The sequence below is a fragment of the Thermopolyspora sp. NPDC052614 genome, from assembly GCF_040678635.1.
GTDB lineage: Bacteria > Actinomycetota > Actinomycetes > Streptosporangiales > Streptosporangiaceae > Thermopolyspora.
On the sequence record NZ_JBFATZ010000030.1, the window covers coordinates 21,298 to 46,571 of the forward strand.

General features: G+C 71.9%; 24 protein-coding genes. 16 read left to right on the forward strand and 8 right to left on the reverse strand.

What is annotated here, in order from left to right; all coding sequences use genetic code 11:
- The first annotated feature begins 35 nt into the window (after nt 1-35).
- Entirely contained in the window at nt 36-1,037 is a 1,002-nt protein-coding gene (locus AB0K60_RS35850) for a pyridoxamine 5'-phosphate oxidase family protein (RefSeq protein ID WP_364065720.1), read from the forward strand.
- A 112-nt stretch (nt 1,038-1,149) separates the two neighbouring features.
- On the opposite strand, the gene AB0K60_RS35855 is transcribed toward AB0K60_RS35850, so the two are convergent.
- Nucleotides 1,150-2,109 carry a serine/threonine-protein kinase gene (locus AB0K60_RS35855; RefSeq protein ID WP_364065723.1) on the reverse strand — a complete coding sequence of 320 codons (960 nt, stop codon included), beginning with the start codon at nt 2,107-2,109 and terminating at the stop codon, nt 1,150-1,152.
- Nucleotides 2,110-2,351: 242 nt separating this feature from the next.
- Here AB0K60_RS35855 and AB0K60_RS35860 point away from each other — a divergent pair, with 242 nt between their 5' ends.
- Nucleotides 2,352-3,035, forward strand: a complete 684-nt coding sequence (locus AB0K60_RS35860; protein ID WP_364065726.1) for a DUF4352 domain-containing protein — start codon at nt 2,352-2,354, stop codon at nt 3,033-3,035.
- A gap of 73 nt (nt 3,036-3,108) precedes the next feature.
- On the opposite strand, the gene AB0K60_RS35865 is transcribed toward AB0K60_RS35860, so the two are convergent.
- Complete coding sequence (locus AB0K60_RS35865; protein WP_364065729.1) at nt 3,109-3,624, reverse strand: DUF1992 domain-containing protein; 516 nt, start codon at nt 3,622-3,624, stop codon at nt 3,109-3,111.
- A gap of 147 nt (nt 3,625-3,771) precedes the next feature.
- Here AB0K60_RS35865 and AB0K60_RS35870 point away from each other — a divergent pair, with 147 nt between their 5' ends.
- Nucleotides 3,772-4,764, forward strand: a complete 993-nt coding sequence (locus AB0K60_RS35870) for an aldo/keto reductase (RefSeq protein WP_364065732.1) — start codon at nt 3,772-3,774, stop codon at nt 4,762-4,764.
- 111 nt (nt 4,765-4,875) lie between these two features.
- Nucleotides 4,876-5,817 carry a DUF5996 family protein gene (locus AB0K60_RS35875; protein ID WP_364065735.1) on the forward strand — a complete coding sequence of 314 codons (942 nt, stop codon included), beginning with the start codon at nt 4,876-4,878 and terminating at the stop codon, nt 5,815-5,817.
- A 123-nt stretch (nt 5,818-5,940) separates the two neighbouring features.
- Here the strand turns inward: AB0K60_RS35875 and AB0K60_RS35880 are convergent, their stop codons facing one another.
- The gene (locus tag AB0K60_RS35880; RefSeq protein ID WP_364065738.1) at nt 5,941-7,230 is read right to left on the reverse strand and encodes a helix-turn-helix transcriptional regulator; all 1,290 of its coding nucleotides are present in this window, start codon (nt 7,228-7,230) and stop codon (nt 5,941-5,943) included.
- 815 nt (nt 7,231-8,045) lie between these two features.
- On the opposite strand from AB0K60_RS35880, the gene AB0K60_RS35885 reads away from it, so the two are divergent.
- Nucleotides 8,046-8,555, forward strand: coding sequence for a hypothetical protein (locus tag AB0K60_RS35885; RefSeq protein WP_364065741.1), 510 nt, complete (start codon nt 8,046-8,048; stop codon nt 8,553-8,555).
- A complete protein-coding gene (locus tag AB0K60_RS35890; RefSeq protein ID WP_364065744.1) occupies nt 8,545-9,411 on the forward strand; it encodes a hypothetical protein in 867 nt (288 codons plus the stop codon). The genes AB0K60_RS35885 and AB0K60_RS35890 overlap by 11 nt, the downstream gene beginning before the upstream one ends.
- Before the next feature lie 103 nt (nt 9,412-9,514).
- On the opposite strand, the gene AB0K60_RS35895 is transcribed toward AB0K60_RS35890, so the two are convergent.
- Nucleotides 9,515-10,249, reverse strand: a complete 735-nt coding sequence (locus tag AB0K60_RS35895; RefSeq protein ID WP_364065747.1) for a hypothetical protein — start codon at nt 10,247-10,249, stop codon at nt 9,515-9,517.
- Between the two features lie 484 nt (nt 10,250-10,733).
- On the opposite strand from AB0K60_RS35895, the gene AB0K60_RS35900 reads away from it, so the two are divergent.
- On the forward strand, nt 10,734-11,528 hold the full coding sequence (locus tag AB0K60_RS35900; RefSeq protein WP_364065749.1) for an SAM-dependent methyltransferase: 795 nt from the start codon (nt 10,734-10,736) through the stop codon (nt 11,526-11,528).
- 69 nt (nt 11,529-11,597) lie between these two features.
- On the opposite strand, the gene mftF is transcribed toward AB0K60_RS35900, so the two are convergent.
- Nucleotides 11,598-13,007, reverse strand: a complete 1,410-nt coding sequence (mftF, locus tag AB0K60_RS35905) for a mycofactocin biosynthesis glycosyltransferase MftF (protein ID WP_364065752.1) — start codon at nt 13,005-13,007, stop codon at nt 11,598-11,600.
- A 699-nt stretch (nt 13,008-13,706) separates the two neighbouring features.
- Here mftF and AB0K60_RS35910 point away from each other — a divergent pair.
- Entirely contained in the window at nt 13,707-14,495 is a 789-nt protein-coding gene (locus AB0K60_RS35910; protein WP_364065755.1) for an SDR family oxidoreductase, read from the forward strand.
- Nucleotides 14,496-14,776: 281 nt separating this feature from the next.
- On the opposite strand, the gene AB0K60_RS35915 is transcribed toward AB0K60_RS35910, so the two are convergent.
- The 3 genes from AB0K60_RS35915 to mftR are packed head-to-tail and all read right to left on the reverse strand — an operon-like array spanning nt 14,777 to nt 15,788.
- Nucleotides 14,777-14,971: a hypothetical protein gene (locus tag AB0K60_RS35915; RefSeq protein WP_364065758.1), complete on the reverse strand. Its 195-nt coding sequence runs from the start codon at nt 14,969-14,971 to the stop codon at nt 14,777-14,779.
- Nucleotides 14,968-15,162, reverse strand: coding sequence for a hypothetical protein (locus tag AB0K60_RS35920; protein WP_364065761.1), 195 nt, complete (start codon nt 15,160-15,162; stop codon nt 14,968-14,970). The genes AB0K60_RS35915 and AB0K60_RS35920 overlap by 4 nt, the downstream gene beginning before the upstream one ends.
- On the reverse strand, nt 15,159-15,788 hold the full coding sequence (gene mftR, locus AB0K60_RS35925) for a mycofactocin system transcriptional regulator (RefSeq protein WP_364065764.1): 630 nt from the start codon (nt 15,786-15,788) through the stop codon (nt 15,159-15,161). Before mftR ends, AB0K60_RS35920 begins: the two co-directional genes overlap by 4 nt.
- A 105-nt stretch (nt 15,789-15,893) precedes the next feature.
- Between mftR and mftA the strand changes: the two genes are divergently transcribed.
- The 8 genes from mftA to AB0K60_RS35965 all read left to right on the forward strand — a co-directional run bounded on the left by mftA (nt 15,894) and on the right by AB0K60_RS35965 (nt 24,756).
- Nucleotides 15,894-16,004: a mycofactocin precursor MftA gene (gene mftA, locus AB0K60_RS35930; RefSeq protein ID WP_364065767.1), complete on the forward strand. Its 111-nt coding sequence runs from the start codon at nt 15,894-15,896 to the stop codon at nt 16,002-16,004.
- A 26-nt stretch (nt 16,005-16,030) separates the two neighbouring features.
- Nucleotides 16,031-16,330 (forward strand): mycofactocin biosynthesis chaperone MftB, encoded by a 300-nt coding sequence (mftB, locus tag AB0K60_RS35935; protein ID WP_364065771.1) that lies wholly within the window; start codon nt 16,031-16,033, stop codon nt 16,328-16,330.
- A complete protein-coding gene (gene mftC / locus AB0K60_RS35940) occupies nt 16,327-17,574 on the forward strand; it encodes a mycofactocin radical SAM maturase (protein WP_364065774.1) in 1,248 nt (415 codons plus the stop codon). The genes mftB and mftC overlap by 4 nt, the downstream gene beginning before the upstream one ends.
- Before the next feature lie 214 nt (nt 17,575-17,788).
- The gene (locus AB0K60_RS35945; protein ID WP_364065777.1) at nt 17,789-19,843 is read left to right on the forward strand and encodes an FAD-dependent oxidoreductase; all 2,055 of its coding nucleotides are present in this window, start codon (nt 17,789-17,791) and stop codon (nt 19,841-19,843) included.
- Nucleotides 19,840-21,804 carry a mycofactocin system FadH/OYE family oxidoreductase 2 gene (locus AB0K60_RS35950; RefSeq protein ID WP_364065780.1) on the forward strand — a complete coding sequence of 655 codons (1,965 nt, stop codon included), beginning with the start codon at nt 19,840-19,842 and terminating at the stop codon, nt 21,802-21,804. Before AB0K60_RS35945 ends, AB0K60_RS35950 begins: the two co-directional genes overlap by 4 nt.
- Nucleotides 21,805-21,838: 34 nt before the next feature.
- On the forward strand, nt 21,839-22,894 hold the full coding sequence (locus tag AB0K60_RS35955) for a mycofactocin-associated electron transfer flavoprotein alpha subunit (RefSeq protein WP_364065782.1): 1,056 nt from the start codon (nt 21,839-21,841) through the stop codon (nt 22,892-22,894).
- A 177-nt stretch (nt 22,895-23,071) separates the two neighbouring features.
- Nucleotides 23,072-24,403, forward strand: coding sequence for an FAD-dependent oxidoreductase (locus AB0K60_RS35960; RefSeq protein WP_364065784.1), 1,332 nt, complete (start codon nt 23,072-23,074; stop codon nt 24,401-24,403).
- Nucleotides 24,400-24,756: a 4Fe-4S dicluster domain-containing protein gene (locus tag AB0K60_RS35965; protein WP_364065787.1), complete on the forward strand. Its 357-nt coding sequence runs from the start codon at nt 24,400-24,402 to the stop codon at nt 24,754-24,756. Before AB0K60_RS35960 ends, AB0K60_RS35965 begins: the two co-directional genes overlap by 4 nt.
- Nucleotides 24,757-25,274: the final 518 nt, after the last annotated feature.

A 25,274-nucleotide genomic window follows, 5' to 3' on the forward strand; every position in this document is an offset into this window, starting at 1 on the left:
GCGCTAGATGACGCGATCGCCACAGGAGAATGCACATGTCCGACATTTCGACCATGCTGTCCACGTCCCAGGCCCCCGTCGTCGACGCCTACTTCACCTGCGAACTGGCGACGATCAGCAAGAGCGGTGTCCCGATCGCCTGGCCGGTGGTCGCCCTCCGCCACGGCGACGGCACCTTTCTGATCACCACCTCGATCGCCCTGCCGCAGAAGGCGTTCAACATCCGCCGCGAGCCCAAGGTGGCCATGCTGTTCTCCGACCCGACCGGCACCGGCTTCGACACCCTTCCCGAGATCCTCGTCCAGGGCACCGCCGACTGCCCCGACAAGGTGGTGACCTCACCGCAGGGGCTGGAGCCGTACTGGACCAAGCTCTGGCACCGCCAGCCGCCCATGCCCCTCTCCGGCGCCCGTTCGCCCGTCCGCCGGTTCTTCGACTGGTACTACATGCGGCTGCTGATCACCGTCACTCCCGTACGCGTCACCGAACGCCCGTCGCTCGATGCCGGCGTCCCGGCGCGGACCGCCCCCACCAGCCCCACCGACGGCCCCGCCGTCGTCCAGGTCTCCGACCTCACCGACCCCTTCGGGCGAGCGAACGCCTCCTTCTCGGGCTATCGCAGCGCGGTCCTTTCCACCATCGACCCCGAGGGCTTCACCAGCCTCCGCCGGGTCCGCCTCGTCGCCGACCCGTCCAGCGGCTCCTTCCTCATCGACCTGCCCGGCACCGCCACCCCGCACCCCGGCCCCGCCTCGATCCTGTGCCACAGCCACGACGACACGCTGCAGAAACTCCGCACCTCCGGCTGCCTCGGCCACGTCGGCGTCCGCGACGGCGCCTGGACCTTCACCCCCACTCGCTTCGTCCCGGGGACCGGCGACGAGGGCCCGGTCGCGATGTACCGCGCCATGAAGGGCGTCCGCCGTACCGCCGCCCGCTACCTCGCCGCCCGCAACCTGCCCCGCCCCAGCATCTCTTGGAACGAGTTCGAGGTCATCAAGCGCCAGGCCGCCTCCACCACGCGGGCGGCCGGCTGACCGCGCGATGAGCGCGCAAGGTGCGCGCGATGTGTGCGCCGGTCCCGCCCGGAGCCGCCGCCGCTCGTGCAGGGGGCGGCGGCGCGGCCCGCTGAGCCGCCTCGCCGGTGGCTCAGCCGTCCGGCCGCTGCCGCGAACCCCCCGAAGCCGCATGTTCCGCATCGCGGCACATGCCCACGGCGGCGATGGCGGCCGCGTACATGTGGACCGGGTCGGCGGGCAGGTCGCCGTCGGTCAGGCCGAGCAGCGGCGGCAGGCCGCGGGACAGGGGCAGCAGGTCGGCGAACACCTCCTCCGCGCTGCCCGGCCGGTCCGTCGGCGTCTTGGCCAGCAGGGCCCGGGTGAGGGTGGCCAGTTCGTCCGGCACGTCCGTACGGCCGAGCGGCGGTGGCTCGCCGTACCGGTGGCCTTCGATCTCGGCCAGCAGGTCCTCGGAGGCGAACGGACGGGAGCCGGTGAGGAGTTCGTGCAGCAGGCAGCCGACACCGTACAGGTCGCTGAGCCGCCCGGCGGGCTCGCCGTCGATCAGTTCGGGGGCCATGTAGTGGGCGCTGCCGGGCGCCTGCCCGGTCTCGGTGATCCGGGAGTACTCGCCGCCGCCGAGCGCGCCCGCCACACCGAAGTCGATCACCTTCACGGTCGCGTTCGGGGTCAGCACGAGGTTGGGCGGCTTGATGTCCCGATGGATGAGGCCCGCCCGGTGGGCGGCGGACAGGACCGCGCACACCTGGGCCCCGATCAGCGCCGCCCAGGCGACCGGCAGCGGTGAATGCTCCACGATCACATCCGCGACGGTCTGTCCCTCGACGTACTCCATGATCATGTACAGGTCGTCGCCGTCGCCGCCGAAGTCGTACACCACCGGTACGCCGGGGTGGCGCAGCCGGGCGGTGATCCGGGCCTCGCGGTTGAAGCGGCGCACGGCCTCGTTCACCGGCGCGAGGGCGCTTTTGTAGATCAGCTTGACCGCGATGGGACGGTTGAGCCGCAGGTCGCAGCCCTCCCAGACGGCGCCCATGCCGCCCCGGCCGATGGGCCGCGTCAGGCGGTAGCGGTCGGCGATCAGTCTCATGGCAGGAACCTGCTTGTGGGGCCGGGGGCGGACGATCTTCGGCGGATGGTGCGCGGGACGGGAGTCTAGAACACAATGGGTCGTCATGTCGATACGTAGTGCCATTTGGTGGCCGCGCGTCCACGACATGCCCCTGATTCACTCCAGCGGATTCACGTGTATAACTTGTGTCTGCGGTTCACAGGTGCTCTAATCGTGGAGCCAGGATCACAGCTTCGACCGCATCGTCCCCTGGAGTCTCCGTGCACAGCGATTCCCCGCCCCCTCCCGGCCCGTACGGCTACGCCCCCCAGCCGCGCTACCAGCAGACGGTCGTCGTCCAGCAACAGCGCGGCGGCTGTCTGAAGGCCGTGCTCATCGGCGTCGGCGTACTCATGGCGCTGGGCCTGCTCGGGGTGATGTTCGGCGGCGGTTCCGATACCGACACCGACACCGGCGGCACGGCCTCCTCCGCCCGCTCCGAGCGTGACGCGACCGAACCCGCGGACGACGCGGGCGGCAAGAGCGAGAAACCGCGCAAGCCCGCTCCCCCGGGCATCGGCGACGTGGTCCGCGACGGCAAGTTCGCCTTCAAGGTCACCAGGGTGCGCAAAGGGCTGACCGAGGTGGGCGAGGGCTTCACCACCTCGACCGCCCAGGGCCAGTACGTGCTGATCTACCTGACCGTCAAGAACATCGGCGACGAGGCGCAGCTCTTCGACGGCACGTCACAGAAGCTCATCGACGCCAAGGGCCGCCAGTTCGACACCGCCACGGGCACGGCCGCCGTCAGCCTGCCGGGCTCCAACGCCTTCCTCAACAACATCAATCCCGGCAACACCGTCAAAGGGATCCTGCTGTTCGACGTGCCGAAGAACATCACCCTCCGGTCCCTCGAACTCCACGACTCTTTCCTGTCCGGCGGCGTCACCGTCCTCCTCCGCTGAACGACAGCGCCCGCGCCGAGCCGGTCGTCCGGCCGCCTCGCCCACGGATCGGCGCCCCGGCGGGGCGTCGGGCTCAGGCCCGCACCCGCCCGATGATGCGCCGCCACCAGCCGGTACGCGTTCGCCCGCGGTCGTCCGCCGGCGCGTCGGCCGCCGGGCCCGGGGCGACGGCGGCGTCGCGGGCCGGTCGCGCCGCGCGCCAGCGCTCCAGCGCCTCGTCGAGGTCCATGAGCGCGACCGGCACCGACGGGCCGGACGGCGCGCGCCAGTGTTCCTTGATCTGCGCGTTGAGATCCTCCACGGCCTCCCGCACCGCCTTCTCGGAGGGCAGGTCGGCGATGGTGTCGTGGAGCCGCTGCTTCTCCTTGCGCAGCCGCAGGGACGGGGGCAGCATCGCCGAGGTGTCCAGCCCCTCGGCCCGCGCCTTCTCCCTGGCCCACCACAGCGGATCGCCGGCCTTGTGCAGGTTGCGGAGCGGCTTGCCGGCGCCAGGCAGATTGTCGAACTTGCCCTCCTCCATCGCCCGGCGGATCTGCACCTCGACCCATGTCTCCTGGCTCATGCCGGGCGGCTTGCGTTCAGTGATCACGTCCTCCTCGGCCGCAGGTCCTTCGCCTACCAGTTAAGCCGAAGCCCGCGAGCTCGCCGCCTCGGCGTAGGCGGGGCTTGACCTGGAGCGCACTCCAGGTCGCAGACTGCGCGTGATTCGCTCATCACCGAGAGAAGGAGCGCGCTCATGCGATACCGCGTGATCGGTACGAACCCGCGGACACAGCGGGAGGTCAGCGTGCTGAGCCTCGGCGCGATGCTGTTCGGCACGCGCACCGACGAGGCGACGTCCTTCGCCATCCTGGATCGGTACGTCGAGGCCGGCGGCACGTTCATCGACACCTCCGACAACTACGCCTTCTGGGTCAACGGCGGCCAGGGCGGGGAAAGCGAGGAACTGCTCGGCCGGTGGCGGCGCAGCCGGGGCGTCGGGAACGAGATCGTCATCGCGACCAAGGTCGGGGCGCGACCGCTCGCCCCGGGAACGAGCTACATCGACAACCCCGAAGGGCTGTCGGCGAAGGTGATCCGGGAGTCGGCCGAGCGCAGCCGCGAGCGGCTCGGCATGGACCGGCTGGACCTGCTGTACGCCCACATCGAGGACCCCCGCGTGCCGCTGCGCGAGACCGTGGAGGGCTTCGCCGAGCTGGTCGCCGAGGGCACGGTGGGCCTGCTGGGCGTGAGCAACCACTGGACCTGGCGGGTGGAGCGGGCCCGCGCGATCGCCGCCGCGGCCGGGCTGCCCGGCTACGAGGTCCTGCAGTACCAGCACACCTACCTGCGCGAGCGCTGTGACCTGCCGACCGACCTGTCGCCGCACGGCTCGCCGGGCGCGGCCTCGCCGGACCTGCTCGCCTATGTGCACGAGCAGCCCGAGCTCACCCTGGTCGCGTACTCGCCGCTGCTCAAGGGGGCCTACGTACGGTCGGACTCGGACCGGCCGTTCGGTCCCCAACTCGACCATGCGGGCACCCCGGCACGCCTGGCCGCCCTGCGGGAGGTGGCCGCGGAGACCGGGGCCACGGTCAACCAGGTGGTCCTGTCCTGGCTCATCGGCGGCGAGATCCCGGTCATCCCGCTGGTGGGGACCTCGTCGCTCGCCCAGTTGGAGGAAGCGCTGGAGGCGGTCGACCTCGAACTCACCGCCGAGCAGCGCGCCAAGCTCGACGCGGCCCACTGACGGACGGTCCTCCCCCGGCCCAGGGGAGGACCGTGTTTTTTCGACGTTCTCGTTGACCTGGTTCCCGTTGACCTGGTTCCCGTTGACCCGTACGCGGGGACAGTGGGCGGCATGGAACTGTTTCCCGCGCTCCCGCTGGCCGAATGGCGGGAGACCAAGGCCACGCTCCACCGTTTCGCCCAGATCGTCGGCAAGATCCGGCTGGCGGCGGGGATACGGCGCAACCACTGGTGGAATGTGCCGTTCCATCTCACCGGGCGCGGCCTCACCACCCGCCCGATCGGACGGGCGGACGGCAACCCGATCTTCACGATCGACTTCGACTTCGTCGCCCATCGACTGGTCGTCACGACGCTCGACGGGAAGGCCGCCTCATTCCCCCTGTACGGTCAATCGGTCGCGTCCTTCTACCGCGAGACCATGCGCGCGCTGGCGGCCCTGGACATCCCGGTGGAGATCGACATACCCCGCCCGTACGACATGCCGGACTCCGACCGGCCCTTCGCCGACGACACCGAACACGCGGCCTACGACCAGGCCAAGGTCACGCGATACTGGCAGATTCTCAGCCAGGTGAACCTCGTGCTTGAGGAGTTCGCCTCCGGCTTCTCCGGCAAGATCAGCCCGGTGCACCACTTCTGGCACACCTTCGACATCGCCTGCACCCGCTTCTCCGACCGCCCGGTCCCCCAGCCGCCCGACGTCGACCCGGTGACCCGCGAGGCGTACTCCCGCGAGGTGATCAGCTTCGGCTTCTGGTTCGGCGACGACGCCTTTCCCGAACCGGCCTTCTACTCCTATACGGCCCCAGAGCCAGACAAACTAACCGACGAGCCCTTGCTGCCCGAGGCCGCACGATGGGTCGCCCGCCCCACCGGCCACCTGGCCGTCCTACGCTACGCCGACGCCCGGGCCGAGCCCTCTCCACGCGCCGCCGTACTGGCCTTCTACGAGAGCGCCTACAAGGCCGGCGCTCGCCTCGCCGACTGGGACACCGACTCCCTCGATTGCCCGGGCGGAATCACCGACCCACAACTGAGCTCCCACAAGTGAACACGACCGCGGAACGGCCGTCATCGGCGAACCGGGCGCTTCCAGCGATGTCCGGGAAAGGGCGCGGCCTCGGGCGGCGGCGGGCGGTGATCGCTTTCCTCACCGCCCGTGTCAGCTCAGGGCTCACAGGTCCTTCGCCGGCGCGATGGCGAGCACCTGACGGAAGTCGGCGACCGCGGGACGGTCCTGACGGTCCGCGGGTACGGCGTGCAGCACTCGTCTGGCGGTTTCCAGGATCATGACGTTGAGGTAGGGCCTCGGCACGGTGCCGATCAAATCCATGGCCTGCCGTACGCCCTCGTCGATGCCGCCGCGGACCACGGTGCAGAGGGCTGCGTGCAGGGACACACGAACCGGGATCGAGTAGCAGGTGCGGGGGCCTGAAAGGATGTGTTCCTGCGCCCGGCCCGCCTCGGTCTCGTCGCCGAGGGCGGAATAGGCCTGGCTCTGGCTGAAGTACAGGCGGTAGTCCGACGGCTCCCAGAAGCCGGGGACAACCGGCAGGTCGGTGCTCGCGATGTCGGTGAAGAGCCGTACCGCCCGCCTGGCCTCGTCCTCGCGACCGAGAAGCGCCAGGGCGTGCGCCTGAGCGCCGATGAGCGAGGCCAGCCCAACGGACGGACGCGGTGCCGTTCCCGCGAGGTGCAGGGCGTTGTCGACCAGACGCAGGACGGTGGCCGGATCGCGCAGGCCGTAGAGGCTGTGCGCCGCCTCGTGCGCGCGGATTCTCAGGCGCAGATCCAGATCGTCCGCCGAGTCGGCGGCCCTGCGCGCCGTGCGGTACCAGCGGAGGGCGGCGGCGTGCTCGCCGAGGCGGGTCAGGACGCTGGCGTGGAAGGCGGACAGTTCGGCGGCGACGCGTCGCAGCTCGGTCACGTCGATCTCGTCGGCCGCGTCCAGTTGGCGCTGAAGCGCGAGCAGGTCGAGGAGCAGATCGTCGTGCACCTGGGCGGCAGGGCGAGTGCGGATCGCGTGGAGATGGTCGGCGACGGCCAACTGCCAGTCCTCGATCGTGCGGCCTTCGCCGTACATCATGTCGAAAAGCTGGCGGATGGGTTCGCCCGACATGTTGGCCGCCCCGATTCCCATGGTGGCGGCGAACTGCAGGAGGCGGCGACGTTCCGTGGCGACCTCCTCGGTGGAGGGGTGGTTTTTTACGAGCGTACGCAACCGGTCGAGTTCTGTCATTGCCCGGTGAAGGGCGAAAAGGTGGCCCTGCGCGCCGTACACGTCGTCGAGGCGGCGGGTGGTGTCGGCCTGGGGACGGGTCAGACCGCGTTCCCACTTGGACAGATCGGCGTCGTCGCAGAAGGCCAGCGAGGCCACCTGGCGAAGGGTGAGCCCGCACACCTTCTCACGCCAGTGGCGAAGGTGTGCGCCGAGCAGGTGCGAGGGGGACAGGGCAGGATTCACGGGATCTGAACGGCGAGGCATCCATTCCTCCCAAATATCGGACATATCTGGAGAGCATTCCCTCCAGGTGAAGTCCCTTCGGGTTTCTCCGGGGCACCTCCATGATGACATCGACGCAAAGGAAAACCCTGCGAACGGTCAAATTCGCAGGTCCTTCATACGGAGAATGAGGCATTCGCCCAATAAATGACATGCTCTCCCTCGCAGGTTCGGCCGGATCGCGCGCAAGCCGACGGCACGTAAACCGGTAATCGTGCCGCAGAGCGGGCGCGGCGGCTCCGGCGACGGCCGTGCACCCGCACACCGCCGACATCACACGGTCGGCCCGCCCCGCGCGCTCGCGATCCCGCGAACCCGGTGACGGCGGGCAAGGTCGGCGCGGGGAAGATGCGGTCCAATCCATGAATCGCAATTCCCGTGGGTGTTGAGCTAGGGCCGAAGCGTCCTCATCTGGTGAAACCGAGTGGCTGAAGGCCGTGGTCGGGATGGGCGCGGTAGTGGTCGATGGCGGCGGCGATGTTGTCCCAGCTCCAAGCGCCCGCCATCTCGTGATCCAGAACGCTCCGCCCCTGGGTGTTGAGCCGACGCCCTGGATCCCTCGTACGGCATTGGGGGACGGCCGGAAATAGACATCACGCCAGAAATCATCGGGGCCTCGGAAAACACTGATCCGCCTTGACGATCCCATTAATTTGCGATCGGTAATGTGTACCCCCGCCGGGGCCGTCACGGTCGGTTATCGGGCGACCGCCCCGGCGGTTGTGGTCCACGGGCAAGGTCCGGTGCGACGGCGAACGTTACCGGGGGAGGGGCAAATGCAGGAGAAAGGCCGCGATCACGTATGGCGCGGCATCAAGGTGATCGCGGGGCTGGCCCTTTTATCGGTTTTATCGGTGTCGGTCTGCGCGGCCGTACTGTATCTGACGCGGTCCCCTGAACGGCCCGACGTACAGGAGGTGCCCACGCCGCCGATACGGATGACCGTTTCGCCCTCGGCGACGCATCCACGGGTCACGAACCTGCAGGTCACGGCTCCGCAGATGACGGACCCGCCGGCAACGGAACCGCTCGTGCGCATCCCGGCCAAGCACACCCGCACACCGCATCCTGCGGACACCCAGCGCGGGCCGGACCCCACGCCCGAGCCGACCTCGACCCCATCGCGCCGGCCGCGTGCCACGCCCCGTGCCGACGTGAAGGCCACGCCGTCCGCTCCCGCGCCGGTCTCCTCTCCGCCGAAACCCAGCGCGCCGATCGGGCTCCCGTCCGAGACCGGCAATCCCGGGTGGCCCGAGCTCAAGCACAGGGAACCCAATGTCAAATAGCCCCGACCACCTGGTCGGCATCATGTCGAGGGCCGCCCGCTGGCTGCTGCCGTATTTCTCCGCGCCGATCCTGGTCGCCCTCTCCGCCTTCCTCGGGGTGCAGCGCATCCAGGGCCAGCTCGAATACTTCCGCATGAGCAGCGGCCTGCTCGACCCGTCGATTCCCGACAACATCGAGCGGGGCGTCGGCGTCACCGCCCGGTCGGTGTTCATCGTCGCGCTGATCGGCCTGGGGATTTTCATCGTGCACGCCCAGGTCATGAAGGCGTCGCCTGCTCTTCGCAGGCGCATCGGGGCCGTATGCGTCCTCGCCGGTGTTCCCGCTCTCGTCCTCGGCCTGCTCGGCTGGTTCGGCGTGTTCTTTTACAGCAGCAGGTATCCGGTGGTGCCCATGCTCACCGCGATGGGCGGCAACCTGTCCGTTTACGGCCTGCACCTGCGCAGGCACGCCGGTGCCGGGACCACCGGGGCCACTGGGGGCACCGGGGCCACCGCGACCGGCCGCGCGATCGCGGCGACCCTCATCCTGATCAACTCGTATCTGGCCATCTGGATCATGGGGGTCTTCGCCCACCTCACCGGCTTCTCCCTGGCGGCGGACATCGACCGCAATCCCGCGATCACGTTGTGTGCCGCCAGGCCCCTCGGTCTTCCCGGCGGTTCGGTGGAGGGCGGGGTCGAGGGGTGCGAGCACCGCTATCCCGGTCTCCTGCTGGTGGCCTGCGGCGACACCCGCTGCGTGTTCGCCCGGAAGGGCGACGATGGCGGCTATTCGGCCTTTCTCGTCCATGTCGCCGAGGACGTCGTCATCACGGGCCCGGCCGACGCCCAAGTGGCGGCGTTCCCACCATCGTGATCATGACGGCGGCGGCCGTACGGGGGATGCGGGCTGCGAGGTGACCGTGGTGGCGCGGCACGATGCCCCGCCGCTCACTGGTAGCCCGCTTACCGGTAGCCGCTCACTGGTAGCCGCTGACCCAACCGGTCAGCATGCGGTCGCCGGTGGTCTCCTCGTCGCCGTCCAGGTCGATTTCGAGCATCCGCCCGCTGCTGCCGAGGTCGCCGCGCTGCGTGAGTTGCTTGAAGTCGGTCACTTCGAGGCGTCGGTCCGGGCCGGGGAACGAGGCCCGCTCCCAGGCGCCCTTCTCATAGTTGCCGACGTCGTTGAAGACTCCCCCGGTTTGCCGGAGCCAGCGGTACAGGGGCTCTTTCGCGTCGGGCCCGGCGGTGATCGTTCCCTTGTAGACCAGGGTCACGGGGAAGGATTTCGGGTAGGCGAGGTGCGGTTGGAGTTCTACGGTGGCGAGCACCTGCGACGACTCGTCGGGACACGAGTGCGCCCAGCCGAAGGCGTTGTGGTAAAGCGGGCCGTCCGAATCGTCGAGGCGTCCCTCGGACCATACCCGGCCCTGGTCCTCGGCGTCGCCTGACTGGAGAGAGTGGTCCCCTTCCATCACATACCCGTAGGAATGGGTGGTGAGGCTGCGGGCGGTGGGCTCTTTCAAGTACGACTCGCCCGCCCAGTACACGGCATGGCGTCCGTCGACGTGAATCCACCACTGCAGCTTCAAGCGGCAACCGGACGGCTCGATGGTGTAGTAGAAACGAGGATTCACCTCATCGGCGGAATCCGTTTGGACCTGGGCCGATGGGACGGCCGCAGCCGGCGGGGCCATCAGGCCCATCACCAGCACGGCCGTGCTGGCGGCGATCGACGCGAATGCCGTATGAAATTTCATGGCATCCTTTCAAGAAGAACCGGTTGTCACCTGATGCGGTGAAGAGCACTAAGCAACGAACACGGCGGTACTGAAGCTTTCTGACATATCAAGCCGCGAAAGGTCAAGAGCCAGGCGATTTCCGATGGGTCCGCCGAGAACGCCCCTGAAAGCTTCAGAAAAATTTAAGCGCCGGACACCTTCCGTTGTGATGTCTCACCGTCTGCGACGGCGACGATGGCCGCGCGGAGTACGGCTTTCGCCCGCCAGCGGATCCGTCTCACCGTGCGTATCGGATCCACACAAATCAGGTATAAGGTCACCCTTTACCATCTTTCACAATAAAGGGTAAGAACCCTATTCATTCAGATCATCAGCTGTATTCTGGTCTCGCCATCGCGATGGTTAAGGATGCGCGGTGACGGCGGATTCGGTCAGCGATGACAGGAGAGGTGCCCCCGTGACAGACGACCCCTCCGGCAGGATCGACACCAGCGTCCCCCAGTCGGCCCGGATCTGGAACTACTGGCTGGGCGGCAAGGACAACTACCCCGTCGACCGCGAGGCCGGCGACCGGTACGTCGCGGTCTTCCCGGGAATCATCGACCTGGCCCGGCACTCGCGGGCGTTCCTCACCCGCTGCGTGCGCTACCTGGCCGGCGAGGCGGGCATCCGGCAATTCCTGGACATCGGCACGGGTTTGCCCACCGTGGACAACACCCACGAGGTCGCCCAGCGCGTCGCGCCCGAGTCCCGCATCGTCTACGTCGACAACGACCCATTGGTCCTCTCCCACGCACGCGCCCTGCTCACCAGCACCCCGCAAGGCGCCTGCGCCTACATCGACGCCGACCTGCGCGAACCGGAAAAGATCATCCAGGCGGCCGCCGACACCCTGGACTTCACCCATCCCGTCGCCCTGATCCTCATGGGCATCCTCGGCCACATCGACGACTACGACGAGGCCCGCTCCATCGTCACCCGCCTGCTCGACCACCTCCCTCCGGGCAGCCATCTGGCCCTCAACGACGGCACCAGCGCCGGCAACAAGGACTTCGAGAAGGCCCAGCAGGACTACGACGACACCGGCGCCATCCCCTACCGCCTCCGCACCCCCGATCAGGTCGCCGCCTTCTTCACCGGCCTCGACCTGGTTCCTCCCGGCATCGTGTCGGTCGCCCACTGGCGCCCCGAGACCACCGCCTGGAGCATCCCGCATATCGACGCCTACGGCGGCATCGGCCGCAAGCCGTAAGCCCGCCGTGCCCGGCCATCGGCCCCGCCGGGGCAGGGCGACGTTCCGGCGTCCGCGGGCCGCAGCGCCTCACAAATCCGGGGACAGGCCGTCCCTGGACGTCCACCACAGGTGGGGGCGCAGCGGCGCGATGGTGCGGTGGCGGACACAGCCGCGCCAGGCGCCGAGGCCGTAGGCGAGGTCGTCGAGCAGGCGCAGGCCGATCCAGGACAGCGGGTCGAGGGCTGTGCCGCTACGCCGGTAGGCCAGGGCGGCCGGGACCAACGCGGCGGCGGCCAGGGGGAGGCGCAGTTTCGGTACGGTCAGCCCTGCCGGAACGGCGAGCGGCCACCAGACGCGGATGACGGTCCTGCCGAGCGACTCGCCTGCGGTGACGGTCCCTCCGGCGGCCATGCGCAGTGCCAGCTGCCGGGGTCGGGGGTGCCATGCGGCGAGCTTACGGGCCAGCAGGGCGGTGGCCGCCGCGGTCAGGGCGGCGCCGGCGACCGGAAAGCCGGACACGACCAGGCCCCAGGCGACCACGCTCCAGCCCGACATCGTCACCGCGGGCAGTTCCCCCGGGTGCCGTAGCGCGAGCGGGGCGGCGGTGCAGCCGTAGTCGACGCGGCGGGCCAGCCAGTCGCGCAGCCGGGCGGGGGGCTCGTGCTCGACGGTCGCGGCGGGAACGAAACGCACATGCAGGCCGCGCGCCGTCAGCCTCCACACCAGGTCCACGTCCTCGCCGTCACGCAGGCCCTCGTCGAAGCCGTCGCCGACGGCGGATCGCCGTACGAGCAGGGCCGCGCCCGCCACGAACGGCACCGCGCCGCGCGGGCGCACCAGGTTGCCGCCCTCCCCCATGTCCAGCGTGGCCAGCCCGCCCTCGTACGCGGCCAGGCGACCCGGCCTGCCCGCCCCGGTGACGACGCGGGGTGCGACGGCGACGACGAGCGGGTCGGCGAAGTGCGGCAGCAACGCCTCCAGCCAGCCCGGACGGGGTACGCAGTCGGCATCGAGGAAGGCGACCAGCGGGGTACGGACCGCCGCCAGGCCCGTGTTGCGCGCGGCTCCCGGACCGCCGTTCACCGCACGCCGGATCAATCTGGCCCCGTACGCCCCGGCGATCTCGGCTATGGGACCCGGGTCGGGCGAGGCGTCGTCCACGACCACCACCGGATGCGTACGCCCCAGCGCCTCCAGACAGCGGGCCAGCAGTTGCGGCCTGCCGTACACGGGGATCACGACGGTAAGCGCAAGCGGCTCCGCGTCGCCAGGCGGCACCGGATGCATCAGGCCGCTCTCGACGAGCCGCCGGGCCAGCAGCCCCGCGCCGGGATCGCCGCCCACCGGCTCCCCCTCCGACCAGCGCCGCACCGACGCCGCCTCGTCCGCCGACAGGTGGGTCAGCCGCGCCGGAACGCCGCCCAGCAGCACCCGCCCATCCAGGAACGCGGTCAGACCGGGATCGGGCCGCAACCGGAAACGGGCGGGAAGCGGCACGGGCTCCGGCGGGAGCGGCGGGCGTCCGGTACCCGGCCGAGAGACTCGCGAGGCCGCGAATCGCCAGGCGGAAAGCCGCGGTGCCCCCATTCCCGCCGACACGAACAGCGCCGTGAAACCCGGCGCCGTGAAGAACCGCGCCGACGAGATCCATCGTGGGCGGGGCCGCGAAGACCGCATCTTCACTCCCTGGAGGTCGGCACGCGTGCTCGGCACCGCCAAGCCCTACCCCCATGGCACTAGCGGGAAGCGAACCCTCGTACGGCCGCGAGGACCACACCCCCTGGAACCGACACGAGACGCTCGGCACGCCACGTGGCACCAGCGGAAAGCGGACCCCCATACGGCCGCAAGGACCACACCCCCTGGGACCCACACGAGACGCTCGGCACCGCCAAGCCTCGCCCGTGCGCCGCCTGCGGGAATCGAACCCCTCGAACGATCGCGGGATGACCGGGCCGGGGCTGACCAGGGCCGCCCCGCGTGCACGCGTTCAGATCCCGAGGTGCATTATGGTCGGCGGCGCGCCTCAGGCCCGGCGGGCCGGACCGCCCGCGCGACCCTCCGCCTCGCCCGCCACGTCCGAGCGGCCGAGGCCCGCGGCCCATCCGGGTAAGTCCGTTGGCTGAATCGGCCTGCACAGCACCCCGGGCGAGACGACGCCGCGACCAGACCGGCCCCGTGGGAAGGAAGAACCTGATGTCCGATGAGGACACGCCCATCGCGGTCATCACCGGCGCGGCCCGCGGCATCGGCGCGGCGACCGCGTTCCGGCTGGCCCGGGACGGTTGGTCGCTGCTGCTGGTGGACGCCTGCCGCCCGCAGCCGCCGATCCCGTACGGCATGCCGGCCCCGGCCGACCTGGAGGCGGTCGCCGACGAATGCCTGCGCCAGGGTGCCGCGGGAGTGCGCACACGACTGGCCGACGTGGCGGACCCCCGCCTGCCCGATCTGATACGGGGCACCCTGGCCGGCCGTACCCCAACGGCCGCGATCGCGGTCGCGGGACTGATCCACGGCGCGGACGCCTGGGCCACCTCCGACGACGCCTGGGACGTGCTGCTGAACGTCAACCTGCACGGCACCCGCCGCCTCGCCGAGGCGGTCGTTCCTTCCATGATCGCCGCAGGCGCGGGCCGGTTCGTCGCCGTCGCCTCCGCCGCGGGTCTGCGCGGCATGCAGAAGCTTGGCGCGTACTCGGCGGCGAAGGCGGCGGTCATCGGCTACGTACGCGCCCTCGCCGCCGACCTGGCAGGCACCGGCGTGACCGCCAACGCCGTCTGCCCCGGCTCGACCAGGGGCTCCATGCTCCAGGCCAGCGCAGCCGTCTACGGCCTTCCCGACCAGGAACGGTTCGCCGAACAGCAACTGGCCCGCCGCCTCCTGGAGCCCGCCGAGATCGCCGAGGCGATCAACTGGCTCTGCTCCCCCGCCGGCTCCGGCTGCACCGGCGCGATCCTGCCCGTCGACGGCGGCCTGACCACCTGAAACGCGCCCGCCAAAAAACCGGCCCGACCCACCCGGCCACGGATGGCAACCCTGCCCGGCTCACGGCGCGCGATGTCGCCGAGTATCGGGAGCCGTCGGCAGACCCGGCCGAGCGGCGAACAAGGTCGAGTCACGACCGTCTGACCACGTCATGGCCACGCCTGCGCGTCATGGCCACCCCTTTGCCTGAGCGGCTCGGGCCGCCCCCGGCCTACCCGGTCCCGACGCCGGGTACCCCGCTCCCTCGATGCCGCTCGGCCCCGCCACCACCGAGTCGTCGATCATGCCCCCAGTGGGAGCACCTCGTCGGTGAAGCCGGTGGTCAGCAGGGACATCGCCCGGGCGATCAGAGCGGTCAGATCGCCGGACTCGCCATCGAGCCACTGCCGGCAGGCGGTGATGGCCGCGCCCAGCGCGGTCTGGCCGACGAGCCGGGGCACCAGGCCGGTGACGGGCTCCGCGGGGTCGTCGATCACGCGCGCGACGAGAGCGCCTCGTCGGTGAAGCCGGTGGTCAGCAGGGACATCGCCCGGGCGATCAGAGCGGTCAGATCGCCGGACTCGCCGTCGAGCCACTGCCGGTAGGCGGTGATGGCCGCGCCCAGCGCGGTCTGGCCGACGAGCCGGGGCACCAGGCCGGTGACGGGCTCCGCGGGGTCGTCGATCACGCGCGCAGCGAGAGCGCCTCGTCGGTGAAGCCGGTGGTCAGCAGGGACATCGCCTGGGCGATCAGGGCGGTCAGATCGCCGGACTCGCCGTCGAGCCACTGCCGGTAGGCGGTGATGGCCGCGCCCAGCGCGGTCTGGCCGACGAGTCGGGGCACCAGGCCGGTGACGGGGTGCCCGGTGCGGGCGGCGACGAACTCGGCGACGGCCGTGGCCCACTGGGCGTAGCGGAGGGTGGAGTCGGCCTGCAGGGCGGGGACGCCGAGGATGAGGCGCATCCGGGTGCGGTGCTCGGGCAGGATCGCCTCGTCGTACCGGTTGAACTCGACGACGGCCTCGCGCAGGGCGTCCATCAGCGAGATCTCGGGCGGGGCGGCGGCGAGCAGGCGGCGCAGGCGGGCCACGTCGTGGTCGAAGCGCCCCCAGACCAGGTCGTTCTTGGAGGCGTAGTAGTTGAAGAACGTGCGGCGCCCGATCCCCGCCGCCTCGGCGATGTCGTCGATCGTCGTCTGGTCGAAGCCCTTGGCGGCGAACAGGGCGAAGGCGACGCGTTCCAACTCGGCGTGCGACGTGCGCTGCCTGCGGCCCCGCGCCGGCCGGTCCGCGCTGACCGGCGACGATGTCTCCATGAAGCCCCTTCCCTTTTCTGCACTCAGTGCGTTAAATATTCATCACGCGGATTCGGGCAAACCGTACGCCCGGCTTTCCACCTGCCCTCAGCAAAGGAGCCTGCCATGTCGGACACCCCTGCGCAGAACATGCCGGTCACCGAGTCGGCTGACATGATCGAAGAGGAGCTTCTCGTCGAGGACGTGTCCATCGACGGCATGTGCGGCGTCTACTGATCCGCCTACCCCGAAGGGCCGCCGAGATGACCGGTTTCGACCTTGACCGGGCCTGGGACCTGCACCCGCAGGTGTCCGTGCGCCCCGAGCCCTTCGGGGCGCTGCTCTACCACTTCGGCACCAGGCGCCTGTCGTTCCTGAAGGACCGGGTGCTGCTGGACGTGGTGCGGGCGCTGGGATCCCATCCCGACGCCCGCACCGCGTGCGCCGCCGCCGGCGTCACCGACGCCGCCACCGCCCGCTACGCCAAGGCCCTGGACGTGCTCGCCCGCACCGACATGATCGTCGAGCGTCGCCGTGGGCCCGCCGAGACGGAGGACTCGTGACCGCGCTGGTCGATCACTTCAAGAACGGTCTGGACGCACCGATCTGCCTCACCTGGGAGCTCACCTACGCCTGCAACCTCGCCTGCGTGCACTGCCTGTCCAGCTCCGGCCGCCGCGACCCGCGCGAGCTGAGCACCGACGAGTGCAAGGCCGTCATCGACGAACTGGAGCGCATGCAGGTCTTCTACGTCAACATCGGCGGCGGCGAGCCGACGGTGCGGCCCGACTTCTGGGAGCTGGTCGACTACGCCACCGCCCACCACGTCGGGGTCAAGTTCTCCACCAACGGCGTACGGATCACCCCGGAGGTCGCCGCCCGGCTCGCCGCGAGCGACTACGTCGACGTGCAGATCTCGCTCGACGGCGCCACCGCCGAGGTCAACGACGCGGTGCGCGGCCCCGGCTCGTACGCCACCGCGATCCGCGCCATGGAGAACCTCGCCGCCGCCGGTTTCCGCGGCTTCAAGCTGTCGGTGGTCGCCACCCGGCACAACATCGGCCAGCTCGACGAGTTCAAGGCCATCGCCGACCGGTACGGCGCGCAGCTCCGGCTGACCCGGCTGCGCCCCTCCGGCCGCGGCGCCGACACCTGGGACGAGCTGCACCCGCTGCCCGAGCAGCAGCGCGAGCTCTACGACTGGCTGGTCGCGCACGGCGAGAACGTGCTCACCGGCGACTCGTTCTTCCACCTGTCCGCGTACGGTGGGTCCCTGCCGGGGCTGAACCTGTGCGGGGCCGGGCGGGTGGTGTGCCTGATCGACCCGATCGGGGACGTGTACGCGTGCCCGTTCGCCATCCACGACGCCTTCCTCGCCGGGAACGTGCGTGACGAGGGCGGCTTCGCCCGGGTCTGGCGGGAATCCGACCTGTTCACCGAGCTGCGACGGCCGCAGTCGGCCGGGACGTGCTCCTCGTGCGGCCACTACGACGCCTGCCAGGGCGGCTGCATGGCGGCCAAGTTCTTCACCGGCCTGCCGCTCGACGGCCCGGACCCCGAGTGCGTGCGGGGCGAGGGCGAGGCCGCGCTCGCCGCCGTCGCCGCCGGGGCCGCGCCCCGCCCGTCGCAGGACCACTCCCGTACGGCCAGGCGAGCCCCCCGCCGCGGCGGCCCGGTGCCGGTGACGATCGGCATGCGCCGCCCGGCCGCCCCCGTGGCGACGCCCGTCACGGTGCCGAGCAAGCCGTGCGACGAGAACCCGTTGTCGGGCATGGCGGCGGAGCGCTTCGAGCCCTCCCGCGCCTGACCCATCGGCACCACCGGCCGAAGGCGACAGGCCCGGCTGAGAGTCTTGAGGAGAAACACGACATGTGTGCTTGGCCCCCGCGTACGGCCGTGGCGTCGCCGGGAGGCCGGGAGCGGTGGACCGCCTCGACGGCGACCCGCCGATTCCCGTCCTGGTCGGCGGGAGATCCGGCTCCTGACGGACATCGGGGACCGGACGTGTTCGGGGGAACCCGGTGACGGGGGATTCCCCGCGGCTGACCGATCCGATCCGGCTGGCCGGGCGGACCGCGCCCGCCCGGGTGATCTTCGGGCCGCATGAGACGAACCTGGGCCGCCGCCGCGAGCTGACCGAGCGGCACGTCGCCTACTACCGGCGGCGGGCGGCCGGGGGCTCGGGGGTCGTGGTCGTGGAGACGGCGTCGGTGACGGCGGACGACCACCCCTACGAGCGGGCCCCGCTCGCCGAGCTGTGCGAGCCCGGATGGGCGGCGATCGCCGAGGCGTGCGCGCCGTACGGCACGCTGGTGCTGGCCGGGCTGGGCCACGCGGGCGGGCAGGGGTCGAGCGCGTTCTCGCAGTCGGTGCTGTGGGCGCCCTCCCCCGTGCCGGACGCGGTCACCCGCGAGATGCCCGCCGAGATGGAGCAGGAGCAGATCGACGCCGTCATGGCCGCCTTCGCCGACGCGGCGCGGCGGGCGGCGCGGGCCGGGCTCGACGGCGTGGAGATCGACGCGGGGGCGGTGTCGCTGCTGCGGCAGTTCCACTCGGGGCTGACGAACCTGCGCGGCGACGCGTACGGCGAGGACCGGCTGCGGCTGACGCGACAGGTGCTCGCCGCCGTGCGGGAGGCGATCGGCGAGGACCGGGTGCTGTCGCTGCGGCTGTCGTGCGACGAGCTCGCGCCGTGGGCCGGGGTGACGCCCGAGCAGGCGGCCGCCCAGGTGGACGCGCTCGCCGACGCCGTGGACCTGCTGGTGGTGGTGCGGGGCGGGCCGTTCTCGGCCTCGGCGTACCGGCCGGACGGGCATACGCCGCCGGGGTTCAACCTGGACCTGTGCCATGCGATGCGCAAGGCCGCAGGGGGCCGGGTTCCGGTGGCGCTGCAGGGCAGCGTCGTCGAGCTCGGCGCGGCGCAGGCGGCGCTTGACGACGGGGCGGCCGACCTGGTGGAGATGACGCGGGCGCAGATCGCCGAGCCCAGGCTGGTGGCGCTGGCGCGGGCCGGGATGGCCGAGCGGGCCCGGCCGTGCGTGCTGTGCAACCAGACCTGCCTGGTCCGCGACAACCGCAACCCGATCGTCACCTGCGTCGGCGAGCCGGGCAGCGGCTACGAGACCGAGGAGTCGTTCCTCGACGAGATGCCGGTGGCCGAGGCAGGCGGCCCGGCCGCGGCGGAGCGCGAAGTGCTGGTGGTCGGCGGCGGCCCGGCCGCGGCGGAGCGCGAGGTGCTGGTGGTCGGCGGCGGCCCGGCCGCGGCGGAGCGCGAGGTGCTGGTGGTCGGCGGCGGCCCGGCCGGGCTGGAGTGCGCGCGGGTGCTGGCCACGCTGGGACGTACCGTGCGGGTGGCCGAGAAGCGGGAGCGCGCCGGCGGCGCGCTGCGGTTGTCGGCCGTCGGGGGCGGGGCGCGCGAGCGCATGGGGCTGCTCGCCGACTGGCTGGAGGCCGAGTGCCGCAGGCTCGGCGTACGCATCGACGTGGGCGCCGAGGTGACGGCCGACGATCTCGCCTCGGCCGGGCAGGTGGTGCTGGCCACCGGCGCCAGGCCCGGCCCGCAGCCGGTGTGCGCGGACGGCTCGATCACCGTCGTCGGCGTACGGGAGCTGTGCGAACGCGGCCCGGCCGCGCTCCCCGAGGGTCCCGTCGTGCTCGACGACCCGGTCGGCGGCCCGATCGCCGTCGCCGCCGCCGAGTGGCTCGCCGCCGAGGGCCGCCAGGTGGCCCTGATCACCCGGGACGGCACGGCCGGCACCATGCTCGCCCTCACCGGCGACCTCGCCGACGCCAACTCCCGCCTCCAGCGGGCCGGCGTCGAACGCGTGCTGCGCTCCCGGCTGCGCGCCCTCGCCGAGGGCCACGCCACCGTGGAGCACGTGTGGACGAGCGAACCCCGCCGCCTCCCCTGCGCCGTCCTGATCGACTGCGGCTTCGAGCTCCCCGAGGAGTCCCTCTACCAGGCCCGGCCCGGCACCCCCAGGGCCGGTGACTGCGTCGCTCCGCGCACGGTCCTGGAGGCCGTGCTCGAAGGCCGCCGCCGCGCCGTGGAACTCGCGACCGGAGGAGCCCGATGACCGCCACCGGCCGGTACCGGTACCTGTTCAGCCCGCTGCGGCTGGGCCCGCTGACGCTGCGGAACAGGATCGTGTTCTCCGCTCACCTGACGAACTACGCCCAGGACGGGCTGCCGAGCGAGCAGCACGCCGCCTACTACGCGGCGCGGGCGGCCGGCGGCGCGGGCATGATCATCACCGAGGAGCATTCGACCCACCCGACGGACTGGCCGTACGAGAAGCTCATCCACGGCTTCCACCCCGAGGTGATCCCCGGCTACCGGCGCATCACCGAGGCGGTGCACGCGCACGGCGTGCCGATCCTCGCGCAGATCAACCACAACGGCGGGCAGGCGTCCGGCATGTACTCGCGGCTGCCGGTATGGGCGCCGAGCCCGGTCGCCGACCCGCTGTTCCGCGAGGTGCCCAAGGCGGTCGAGGAGCACGAGATCCGGGAGATCGTCGCCGGGTACGCCAAGGTGGCGGGCCACTGCGCACAGGGCGGCTTCGACGGGGTCGAGCTGCAGTGCTCGCACTCCTCGATCGTGCGCGGCTTCCTGTCGCCCGCGACGAACCGGCGCATCGACCGGTGGGGCGGGTCGCTGGAGAACCGGGCCCGGCTGCTGCTGGAGATCGTCGCGGCGGTGCGGGAGGCGATCGGGCCCGGCCGGGTCCTCGGCGTACGGCTCTGCGGCGACGAGCTGATCGAGGGCGGCACCACCATCGACGAGGCCGTGGCCGTCGCCCGGATGGTCGAGGCCGACGGCAAGGTGGACTACATCAACACCTCGATCGGCGTGGCCACCTCCACGCTGTACATGATCGAGGCGAGCATGCGCATCCCGGCGGGCTACGCCATGTACATCCCGAGCGCGATCCGCGCCGCCGTACGGCTGCCGGTGATCGGGGTGGGCCGGTTCAAGGACCCGCTGCAGGCCGACCGGGCGCTGCGCGACGGCCAGGCCGACCTGATCGGCGTCGTCCGCGGCCAGATCGCCGACGCCGACTTCGCCGCCAAGGCCCGCTCCGGCAACGCCGACCGCATCCGCACCTGCCTGTCGTGCAACCAGGAGTGCGTCGGCCGCATGGGCCTCAACCGCTGGCTCGGCTGCATCGAGAACCCGCGTACCGGCCGCGAGTCGATCCCGCTGCCGGAGCCGCGCCGCCGGGGACGGCGGGTGCTGGTCGTCGGCGGCGGCCCCGGCGGGCTGCAGGCCGCCGTCACCGCCGCCGAACGCGGTCACCGCGTCACCCTGTACGAGCGCGGCCCGGCTCTCGGCGGCCAGGTCGCCGTGGCGGCGACGGTGCCGTCCCGGGCCGAGTTCCTCGACCTCACCCGCAACCTGGCGGCCCGCGTCCGCGACCTCGGCGTGGACGTACGCACCGGCACCGAGGCCGACGCCGCGCTGCTGCGCGCCGAGAACCCCGACGCGGTGATCCTCGCCACCGGCGCCCGCCCGGCCGCCCCCTGGTGGGCGGGCGGCCTGGACCGCGTCGTGGACGTACGCGACGTGCTGGAGGGCCGCGCCCGGCCCGCCGGCCGGGTCGTGGTCGTCGACGAACTCGGCTTCCACCAGGCCACCTCGGTCGCCGAACTGCTCGCCGACCGCGGCTGCGACGTCGAGATCGTCACCCCCGGCATGGTGGTCGGCCAGGACCTCGGCATCACCCTCGACCTGGAGACGTGGAACGTGAAGGCCCACGAGCGCGGCATCCGCCAAACCACCGACGTGGTCCCCATGGCCGCCGCCGCCACCGACGACGGCCGGGTGGACCTCACCCTGCAACACCACCCCACCGGCACGGGCCTGACCCGCACCGCCGACTGGGTGGTCTGCGCCGTCCACCAGCGGCCGGAGGACGACCTGTGGCACGCCCTGCGCGACGCACCGTTCCCGGTGCACCGGGTGGGCGACTGCCTCGCACCCCGCCGCGCCCACGCCGCCGTCGTCGAAGGCCACCGTGTGGCGGTGGCCCTGTGAGCCGGGCGACGATTCGATGGCGTGGGGTGAGCGCATGACCGGGCAGGAGGCCACGGCCGCGGCGTTGCCCGGCCGGGAGGCGGGGCAGGCGGTCGCCGTGGTGGTGGCGCGGGATGGGAGGCCGCCCGCCGGGGCGGACGAGGCCGTGGCCGAGGCCGGTGGGGCGGTGTTGGTGGTGGGCTCGGGGAGCGAGCGGGCCGCCAAGGCGCTGGTCGCCGCCGAGCGCGCCTGGTGGTGCGACACCGGTACGGCTCCGCGGTTCGGGGCGCTGGCCGAGGTGCTCGCCCCCGTGCTCGCCGGGGTGCCGCTGGTGGTGCTGCCCGCCTCCCCCGACGGGCGTGACCTCGCGCCCCGGCTCGCCGCCGAGCTGGGATGCCCGCTGCTCGCCCAGGCCGTCGCGGCCGAGTGGGTGGACGGAGGCGTGCGCGCCGAGCTGTCCCGGCTGGACGACCGGCTCCTCGTGCCCGTCACCGTCGGCGGCCCGGCCGTGGTCACCCTGGCGCCGGGGACGCGTACCGTCGCACCGGCGGTCGGCGGGCAGGTGAGCGGCATCGAGCTGGGGCCGCTGCCGGAGCGGGCCGACGTCGAACTGCTCGACGTGGTCGAACCCGATCCGGAGACGATGGACCTGGCCGAGGCGCGGCGCGTGCTCGGGGCGGGGGCCGGGCTGGTCCCGCCCGCCGCCGACGAGACGACCGCCCGCGCGACCCTCGACCTGCTCACCCGGGTCGGGGCACGGCTGGGGGCCTCGACGGGCGCCACGCGGGTCGTCACCGACGCGGGCTGGATCGGCCACGACCGGCAGATCGGCACCACCGGGGTCGCCATCGACCCCGACCTGTACATCGCCTTCGGCGTCTCGGGGGCGGGACAGCACACCGGCGGCCTGGGCTCGCCCCGGCACATCGTCAGCGTCAACACCGACCCGCATTGCCCGATGACCGCGATGGCCGACCTCGGCCTGGTCACCGACGCCCGCGAACTGCTCGCCGAGCTGGCCCGCAGGCTCGGCGTCGCCGTACCGGGGGAGATCGCCGAGCCGGCCCGCGGACCTGGCGGCGCATCCGGGGAAGAGGCCGCCGATGGGTGACGCCGGTGCCCGCGACCCGTTCGGCTGCAAAAGGCGGCGGGAGGCCATCAATGAGTGACGATCGTCGGCCGGCGGTGACCGTATCCGGACGGGCCGTCGTCGCCCGCGTCCGTGCGGCGCGGCGGATTCGCCGGGCCGGTGTGGCATCGGCCGGTTTTGGGACTGAGGAGGCGGCCCATGGCTGATCCGCGGGTGAACGGTCAGGGGGCCGCGCAGGTGGACGCGGTCGTCGTCGGGGCCGGGCCCGCCGGGGCCGCGGCGGCGTGGGAGCTGGCGCGGGCCGGGCGGTCGGTGGTGCTGCTCGAACGCGGCCCGTTCCCCGGGAGCAAGAACCTGTACGGCGGCGTCGTGTACGGGCGGATCCTCGACCAGATGGTGCCCCGATGGTGGGAGGAGGTCCCCGTCCAGCGGTGGGTGGTGCGCCGCTCGACCATGGTCGCCACGCCGACCCAGGCGCTGACGGTGGACTATCGCACGCAGGCCTGGGGGCGTCCGCCGTACAACGGGATGACCGCCTTCCGGTCGGAGTTCGACAGGTGGCTGGCGGGCAAGGCCGTGGCGGCGGGCGCGACGCTGGTCACCTCGACCGTGGCGACCGGCCTGCTGCGGGACGAGACCGGACGAATCGCCGGGGTGCGCACGGACCGGCCGGACGGGGACCTGCGGGCCAAGGTCGTGATCGCCTGCGACGGGGTGAACTCGTTCCTGGCGAAGGAGGCCCGGCTGCTGCCCCGCGTGGACGCCGCGCACCACACGCTCGGCGTCAAGGAGGTGCTCGCGCTGCCGCGCGAGGTGATCGACCAGCGGTTCGGGCTGCGCGGCGACGAGGGCGCGGACTTCGAGATCCTCGGCTGCACCGGCGGCATCCCCGGCGGCGGGTTCCTCTACACCAACGCCGACACGGTCGCGGTCGGCGTGGTGCTGTCGCTGCCGCACCTGGCCGCGTCCAAGAAGCGGCCGGAGGAGGTCATCGCCGGGCTGAAGGCCCACCCGGCGATCGCGCCGTACCTGGAAGGGGCGACCCTCAAGGAGTACGGCGCGCACCTGATCCCCGAAGGGGGATACGACCACATTCCGCAGCTGCACACCGACGGCATGCTCGTCGCCGGGGACGCCGCCGGAATGTGCCTGGCGGCCGGGATCTGGCTGGAGGGCGTCAACTTCGCCATCGGATCCGGGCTGGCCGCCGGGCGTACCGCCGCCCGCGCCGTCGCCTCCGGGGACACCTCCGCCGCCGGGCTCGCCGCGTACCGGCGGGAACTGGAGGAGGGGTTCGTGCTCGCCAACCACAAGCGGCTGCGCGCCGCCCCCGGGCTCGTGCTGTCCGATCGCGTCCAGCACCGCTACCCGGGACTCATCGCCGACCTCGCCGAGGGGATGTTCACCGTGACCGACCCCACGCCCAAGCCGGGCCTGCTCAAGCTGCTGCGACGGGCCGCCCGCCGCAACGACGTACGGCTGCGCCACCTGCTGATGGACGGGCTGCGCGGCGGGCGGGCGTTCCGATGAGGCTCCGCGGGCGGCGCGCCGCCGCGACTCCCGCCGGATCCGTCCAGGTACGCCCCACGGACCACCGCTGGGCCGAGGTGTCCTTCGAGGACCGCATGGCCACGGTCGACTTCCGCGTGGGCGAGCGCGCCCACATCACCGTCGACTCGGACGTATGCCGTTCCTGCACCACCCGCGCCTGCGTGACGGCCTGCCCCGCCAACCTGTTCGCCCCCACCGCCGACGGCGGCATCCTGTTCAACTACGAGCAGTGCTTCGAGTGCGGCACCTGCTACCAGGTCTGCGACGGCGAGGGCGCGATCACCTGGACCTACCCCGACGGCGGCCACGGCGTCGTCTTCCGCAACGGCTGACCGGCACACCCGATGACCACCGCTCACCTCCCGTCCGAGCGAGGCTTTCGTCGGCCTCGCAAGCGCATGCTCGGCCCCACGCGCCCCGCCCGCCGACCGCTCGTGACGGCAGGGCGACCTTCGCGTGATCGCACAAACGGCCGAGACGTTCGAGGCATGAGACCGCGCACCGCGTTCTCCTCCGCGCGCGTCCGGTGGGATTCGCCGACCTGGCCACGAGCCCATCGGCGAAAGCCCGGCGAACGTCACGCGGACAGGCTGGACACAACCCGCGGAGCCCGTACCGCGCTGCACGAACCAACAGGTGGCCGAGACGTTCGAGGCATGAGACCGCGCACCGCGTTCTCCTCCGCGCGCGGCCGGTGGGATTCGCCGACGTGGCCGCCAACCCATCGGCGAAAGCCCGGCGAACGTCACGCAGGCAGGCTGGACACAACCCGCGGAGCCCGTACCGCGCTGCACGAACCAACAGGTGGCCGAGACGTTCGAGGCATGAGACCGCGCACCGCGTTCTCCTC

What these genes read in the sequence shown, in the direction of transcription:
- AB0K60_RS35850 (WP_364065720.1), top strand. Translation starts at nt 36, where the DNA reads ATGTCCGACATTTCGACCATGCTGTCCACGTCCCAGGCCCCCGTCGTC.
- AB0K60_RS35855 (WP_364065723.1), bottom strand. Translation starts at nt 2,109, where the DNA reads ATGAGACTGATCGCCGACCGCTACCGCCTGACGCGGCCCATCGGCCGG.
- AB0K60_RS35870 (WP_364065732.1), top strand. Translation starts at nt 3,772, where the DNA reads ATGCGATACCGCGTGATCGGTACGAACCCGCGGACACAGCGGGAGGTC.
- AB0K60_RS35875 (WP_364065735.1), top strand. Translation starts at nt 4,876, where the DNA reads ATGGAACTGTTTCCCGCGCTCCCGCTGGCCGAATGGCGGGAGACCAAG.
- AB0K60_RS35885 (WP_364065741.1), top strand. Translation starts at nt 8,046, where the DNA reads ATGCAGGAGAAAGGCCGCGATCACGTATGGCGCGGCATCAAGGTGATC.
- AB0K60_RS35890 (WP_364065744.1), top strand. Translation starts at nt 8,545, where the DNA reads ATGTCAAATAGCCCCGACCACCTGGTCGGCATCATGTCGAGGGCCGCC.
- AB0K60_RS35910 (WP_364065755.1), top strand. Translation starts at nt 13,707, where the DNA reads ATGTCCGATGAGGACACGCCCATCGCGGTCATCACCGGCGCGGCCCGC.
- mftR (WP_364065764.1), bottom strand. Translation starts at nt 15,788, where the DNA reads ATGGAGACATCGTCGCCGGTCAGCGCGGACCGGCCGGCGCGGGGCCGC.
- mftA (WP_364065767.1), top strand. Translation starts at nt 15,894, where the DNA reads ATGTCGGACACCCCTGCGCAGAACATGCCGGTCACCGAGTCGGCTGAC.
- mftB (WP_364065771.1), top strand. Translation starts at nt 16,031, where the DNA reads ATGACCGGTTTCGACCTTGACCGGGCCTGGGACCTGCACCCGCAGGTG.
- AB0K60_RS35950 (WP_364065780.1), top strand. Translation starts at nt 19,840, where the DNA reads ATGACCGCCACCGGCCGGTACCGGTACCTGTTCAGCCCGCTGCGGCTG.
- AB0K60_RS35955 (WP_364065782.1), top strand. Translation starts at nt 21,839, where the DNA reads ATGACCGGGCAGGAGGCCACGGCCGCGGCGTTGCCCGGCCGGGAGGCG.
- AB0K60_RS35960 (WP_364065784.1), top strand. Translation starts at nt 23,072, where the DNA reads ATGGCTGATCCGCGGGTGAACGGTCAGGGGGCCGCGCAGGTGGACGCG.
- AB0K60_RS35965 (WP_364065787.1), top strand. Translation starts at nt 24,400, where the DNA reads ATGAGGCTCCGCGGGCGGCGCGCCGCCGCGACTCCCGCCGGATCCGTC.